Here is a 5,052-nt window from a genome sequence, read left to right on the forward strand (position 1 = left end):
GCTAGAGGTCGAAGCAGATTCCCCGCTCGACAGCACCCGCGCCGCACAGTAGAATGCTCAGCATGATTTCACATGCGACTGTGCACGCTTCGTTCTGGTGGCGCTCCTCCTAGGGGGCGGCATCCTCATGCGTGATTCATCGCACCTTGCCGCCGTTCTGGCAGGCATGGGTCTTTGTGAATCTGTCTCCGGTGCGGCGGCTCCTGACTCCAAGGAAGACCATGTCCGTACCCGCCGTCGCCTCCTCCTCCCGCGCGCCCCGGCTTTCGCAGCCGGCCCCGGTTCGCACGCCCTTTTCCCGAAAGAACTGACCAGGATGTCCAGATCATGAAGCTGCTGATGCTCGACAACTACGACTCCTTCACCTACAACCTGGTGCAATATTTCGGCGAACTGGGCGTTCAGGTCCAGGTCGCGCGCAACGACCAGATCGATCTGGCCGGCATCGAAGCCATCGATCCGGACCGCATCTGCGTCTCCCCGGGACCGTGCTCGCCGGCCGAGGCGGGCATCTCCATCGACCTGATCCGGCATTTCGCCGGAAAAAAACCGATCCTCGGCGTCTGCCTGGGGCATCAGGCCATCGGCGCAGCCTATGGTGGCCGCATCGTGCGCGCCCAGGAAATCATGCACGGCAAGGTCTCGCCCATCACGCATCGCGGCACCGACGTCTTCACGGGACTGCCCACGCCCTACACCGTCACACGCTATCATTCTCTTGCAATCGAGCGCGCTTCCCTGCCGGATTGCCTGGAGATCACCGCCGAGACCGCCGATGGCGAGATCATGGGCGTCGCCCACAAATCTCTGCCTGTCTACGGCGTGCAGTTCCACCCGGAATCCGTCCTCAGCGAGCATGGGCACGCGCTGCTGCGCAATTTCCTGGAACTCTGACGCCTGCGAGCGGGTCCATCCAATAAACAAGAGACATGAAGACACAAGGAACCACACCCATGCCGCTGATCACCCCCAATGAGGCCCTGGCCCGCTGCATCGAACACCGGGAAATCTTCCATGATGAAATGCTCGAACTGATGCGCATGCTGATGCGCGGGGAGATGTCGCCTCAGCTGGCCAGCGCCCTGCTGATGGGCCTGCGCGTCAAAAAGGAAACCGTCGGAGAAATCACGGCAGCCGCCCAGGTCATGCGCGAATTCGCCTTGGGCGTGGATACCCCCTACCCCGAGACGCTGCTGGACATGTGCGGCACCGGCGGAGATGATTCGCACACCTTCAACATTTCCACCGCTGCGATGTTCGTGGCCGCTGCGGGCGGGGTCAAGATCGCCAAGCATGGCAACCGCAGCGCCTCGTCCTCTTCGGGCAGCGCCGACGTCCTGGAGGCCCTGGGCATCAAGCTCACCGCCACCCCCGAGCAGATCGCCGAATCCATCGAGGCCACCGGCATCGGTTTCATGTTCGCACCGGCTCATCATGGCGCCATGAAAAACGTCGCCGCCGTGCGCCGCGAGCTGGGTGTGCGCACGATTTTCAACATTCTTGGCCCGCTGACCAATCCGGCCGGCGCCGCCAATCAGCTCATGGGCGTGTTCCATCCCGACCTGGTCGGTATCCTGGTACGGGTCCTGCAACGCCTGGGCTCACGCCATGTGCTCATCGTGCACGGCAAGGACGGCATGGACGAGGCCTCGTTGGGCGCCGCCACGCTGGTCGGCGAACTCAAGGACGGCAAGGTCAGCGAGTACGAGATTCATCCTGAGGATTTCGGCATGGCCATGGTCTCCAACCGCAGCATCAAGGTGGCCAACCGCGACGAATCCGCCCAGCTGGTGCGCGCCGCGCTGAACAACACGGCCGGCACCGCCCGCGACATCGTCGCCCTGAACGCGGGGCTGGCGCTGTACGCGGGCAATCGCGCCGACTCGATCGACGCCGGCATCCGCCAGGCGTTCGAGCTGATCGCCTCGGGCGCGGCGCTCGACAAGCTGGAACGATTCAGCCAATACACGCAAAGGTTCTCCGCATGAACGATATTCTGGCCCGGATCCTGGACACCAAACGAACCGAAATCGCCACGGCACGGCAGATGCGCAGCGAATCCGAAGTCCTGCGCGAGGCCCAGGGCCGTCAGGACATTCGCGGCTTCGCGCGCGCCATCGAAGACCGGATCGCTCAGGGCAAGCCCGCCGTGATCGCGGAAATCAAAAAAGCCTCGCCCTCCAAGGGCGTGATCCGCAAGGACTTCCACCCGGCGGACATCGCCACCAGCTATGCCTGCCACGGCGCGGCCTGCCTGTCGGTGCTGACCGATGTGCAATACTTCCAGGGGGGCTACGATCATCTGCGCCAGGCGCGCGCGGCCTGCAGCCTGCCCGTGCTGCGCAAGGATTTCCTGATCGATCCCTATCAGGTCATTCACGCCCGGGCGCTGGGCGCCGACTGCGTACTCCTGATCGCAGCCGCGCTGGCGCCCGCCCAGTTGCGCGAACTGGAAACCGTGGCCTTCGACCTGGGCATGGATGTGCTGGTCGAGGTCCACGACCGCAATGAGCTGGACGCGGCCCTGTCGCTGAAGACACCGCTGATCGGCATCAACAACCGCGACCTGCGCACCTTCGAGACCCGGCTGGAGACCACGCTGTCGATGCTCGAGGCGCTGCCGGCGGGCAAGCGGGTCGTCACCGAGAGTGGCATCCTGCAGCCCGAAGACGCCGATCGCATGCGCGCGCACGGCGTCCAGGCTTTTCTGGTCGGCGAGGCATTCATGCGCGCGCCGGACCCCGGCGTTGCCCTGCATGAATTGTTCTTCGACCGCTGAACCCGCACCGCCCCTGCGCCCGCGCCGGCGGACGGCAGGCCCCGATCCCGCCCACGCCCACGCCATGGCCTGTTTTCCCGACTGCCCGCTCTGCATCACGGACCGCGACACCCTGCTCTGGCAGGACGACAAACTGCGGATCATCCGCGTGGACGAACCCCGGCACCCGGGCTATCTGCGCGTCATCTGGCAGCGCCATATCGCGGAAATGACGGACATCGATCCCATGGACCGCCGGCACCTGATGCGCACCGTGTTCCAGGTCGAACGCCTGCAGCGGATCTGCCTGCGGCCCGACAAGATCAACCTGGCCAGCCTGGGCAACCAGGTGCCCCATCTGCACTGGCATCTGATCCCCCGCTGGCGCGACGATCCCTGCTTCCCGGACGCCATCTGGGCGCCGCCCCGGCACAATCCCGCCCGCGCGGCCGCCTGGGCGGATCGATGCGATGCGCTGGCACCGCACGTCGCGCGGCTGCACCGCGTCCTGGCGGCCCGGGGGCCGACGGCGGACATCTCCGGCGACGACACGCGGGACGCCTGATCCGTTCCGCGCGCCCGCCCCCTCTCTCTGACTCCCTTCGCATCGCCCGTCTCTTTCATGTCCTCTCCTCCTTCCGCGCCCGGCGCGGCGCCCGCCGCCCTGGCGCGCAGCCTGAAGAACCGCCACATCCAGATGATCGCCCTGGGCGGCGCCATCGGCACCGGCCTGTTCTACGGCTCGGCCGCGTCCATCCAACTGGTCGGCCCCGGCATCATCCTGTCCTACTTGATCGGCGGCCTGGCGATCTACCTGATCATGCGCATGCTGGGTGAAATGTCCACACAGGAACCCGTATCCGGCGCCTTCAGCCACTTCGCCTACCGCTACTGGGGCGGCTTCGCGGGCTTCCTGTCCGGCTGGAACTACTGGCTGCTCTACGTGCTGGTCAGCATGGCGGAACTGTCGGTGGTGGGCATCTACGTGAACTACTGGCTGCCGGATTTCCCCGCCTGGGCCAGCGCCCTGATCGTTTTGCTGAGCATCACGGCGCTGAACCTGCTGAACGTGCGCCTGTACGGCGAAAGCGAATTCTGGCTGGCGCTCGTCAAGATCGCCGCCATCATCGGCATGATCATCCTGGGCCTGCTACTGATTTTCCTGGGCACGGACCAGAAGGCCACCGGCCTGAGCAATCTATGGACGCACGGCGGCTTCCTGCCCAACGGCATCCACGGTCTGCTGCTGTCGCTGGTAGTGGTGATGTTTTCCTTCGGCGGCACCGAACTGATCGGCATCACCGCCGGCGAGGCCGACGACCCCCGGCGCAGCATCCCCAAGGCCATCAACCAGGTCCTGTGGCGCATCCTGCTGTTCTACGTGGGCGCCCTGGCGGTGCTGGTCATCTTGTACCCCTGGAACCAGATCGGCGTCCAGGGCAGCCCTTTCGTGCTGATCTTCTCCAAACTGGGCATCCCCGCCGCTCCCGACATCCTGAACCTGGTGGTGCTGACGGCCGCCATCTCGGTCTACAACAGCGGCATGTACAGCAACGGCCGGATGCTCTACAGCCTGGCGCAGCAGGGCAACGCGCCGCGCATTTTCCTGCGCCTGAGTCCGCGCCAGGTGCCCTGGGTCGGCATCCTGTTTTCCTCGGTCTGCACGCTGGTGATCGTGGTGATCAATTTCCTGGTGCCGGAAGGCGTCTTCATGCGGATCATGGCCGTAGCCACCGCCGCAGCCGCAACGACCTGGATGATGATCGTCCTGGTGCACCTGCGATTCCGGCGGGCGCACAATGCCGCTGAACTGCATTTCCTGTCCCCGGGCTTTCCCTGGGTGAACTACCTGTGCGCGGCGTTCCTGGTGGCTCTGGTGGCCCTGATGACGCAACTGGACGACACTCGACCGGCGGTTTACGTGCTGCCCGTGTGGCTGCTGGTGTTGTATGCAGGCTATCGCTTGCGCCAGCGAGACGGCAGGGCCGGTGCGCTGTCCCATCCTGAGCGCCTTTGACTGCCAGATCCGCAACCGATCCGCCCGCAGAGCCTTTCTGGTCGATGCGCCCCCAGATACCCTCTCGCAGGACAAACATGCTCGTCCTCGACATCCCAAATACGGGTCGTGTTTATGCGGCCATCGTCATTGGCCAGTACCTGATAGCGATCATTTCCCCCCGCACTCGCTGGCAGCATCGGTTGAGGGAACTCATGTTCGAGCATCCGGATATCCCACGAAAAGCGATGGGATTTCCGGATGCATGGGACTCCAGCCACTGACTCGTCGCAACGAC

Annotated in this window: 6 protein-coding genes; all 6 read left to right on the plus strand. The window is 64.8% G+C overall.

The features are described 5' to 3' along the window. Positions 1-327 precede the first annotated feature (327 nt). Complete coding sequence (locus tag ACK5JE_RS12490) at positions 328-894, plus strand: anthranilate synthase component II (RefSeq protein ID WP_416802028.1); 567 nt, start codon at positions 328-330, stop codon at positions 892-894. A 59-nt stretch (positions 895-953) separates the two neighbouring features. Beyond that, entirely contained in the window at positions 954-1,988 is a 1,035-nt protein-coding gene (gene trpD / locus ACK5JE_RS12495) for an anthranilate phosphoribosyltransferase (protein ID WP_416802029.1), read from the plus strand. Next, positions 1,985-2,779: an indole-3-glycerol phosphate synthase TrpC gene (trpC, locus tag ACK5JE_RS12500; RefSeq protein WP_416802030.1), complete on the plus strand. Its 795-nt coding sequence runs from the start codon at positions 1,985-1,987 to the stop codon at positions 2,777-2,779. The genes trpD and trpC overlap by 4 nt, the downstream gene beginning before the upstream one ends. Further along, positions 2,757-3,323, plus strand: coding sequence for an HIT family protein (locus ACK5JE_RS12505; RefSeq protein WP_416802031.1), 567 nt, complete (start codon positions 2,757-2,759; stop codon positions 3,321-3,323). Before trpC ends, ACK5JE_RS12505 begins: the two co-directional genes overlap by 23 nt. 57 nt (positions 3,324-3,380) lie before the next feature. Next, the gene (locus ACK5JE_RS12510; protein WP_416802032.1) at positions 3,381-4,775 is read left to right on the plus strand and encodes an amino acid permease; all 1,395 of its coding nucleotides are present in this window, start codon (positions 3,381-3,383) and stop codon (positions 4,773-4,775) included. A gap of 77 nt (positions 4,776-4,852) precedes the next feature. After that, positions 4,853-5,038 (plus strand): hypothetical protein, encoded by a 186-nt coding sequence (locus tag ACK5JE_RS12515; protein WP_416802033.1) that lies wholly within the window; start codon positions 4,853-4,855, stop codon positions 5,036-5,038. Positions 5,039-5,052 lie beyond the last annotated feature (14 nt).

Source organism: Castellaniella sp. (assembly GCF_047971665.1).
Classification (GTDB): domain Bacteria; phylum Pseudomonadota; class Gammaproteobacteria; order Burkholderiales; family Burkholderiaceae_B; genus Castellaniella.

What these genes read in the sequence shown, in the direction of transcription:
- ACK5JE_RS12510 (WP_416802032.1), top strand. Translation starts at nt 3,381, where the DNA reads ATGTCCTCTCCTCCTTCCGCGCCCGGCGCGGCGCCCGCCGCCCTGGCG.
- trpC (WP_416802030.1), top strand. Translation starts at nt 1,985, where the DNA reads ATGAACGATATTCTGGCCCGGATCCTGGACACCAAACGAACCGAAATC.
- ACK5JE_RS12505 (WP_416802031.1), top strand. Translation starts at nt 2,757, where the DNA reads ATGAATTGTTCTTCGACCGCTGAACCCGCACCGCCCCTGCGCCCGCGC.
- ACK5JE_RS12515 (WP_416802033.1), top strand. Translation starts at nt 4,853, where the DNA reads ATGCTCGTCCTCGACATCCCAAATACGGGTCGTGTTTATGCGGCCATC.
- trpD (WP_416802029.1), top strand. Translation starts at nt 954, where the DNA reads ATGCCGCTGATCACCCCCAATGAGGCCCTGGCCCGCTGCATCGAACAC.
- ACK5JE_RS12490 (WP_416802028.1), top strand. Translation starts at nt 328, where the DNA reads ATGAAGCTGCTGATGCTCGACAACTACGACTCCTTCACCTACAACCTG.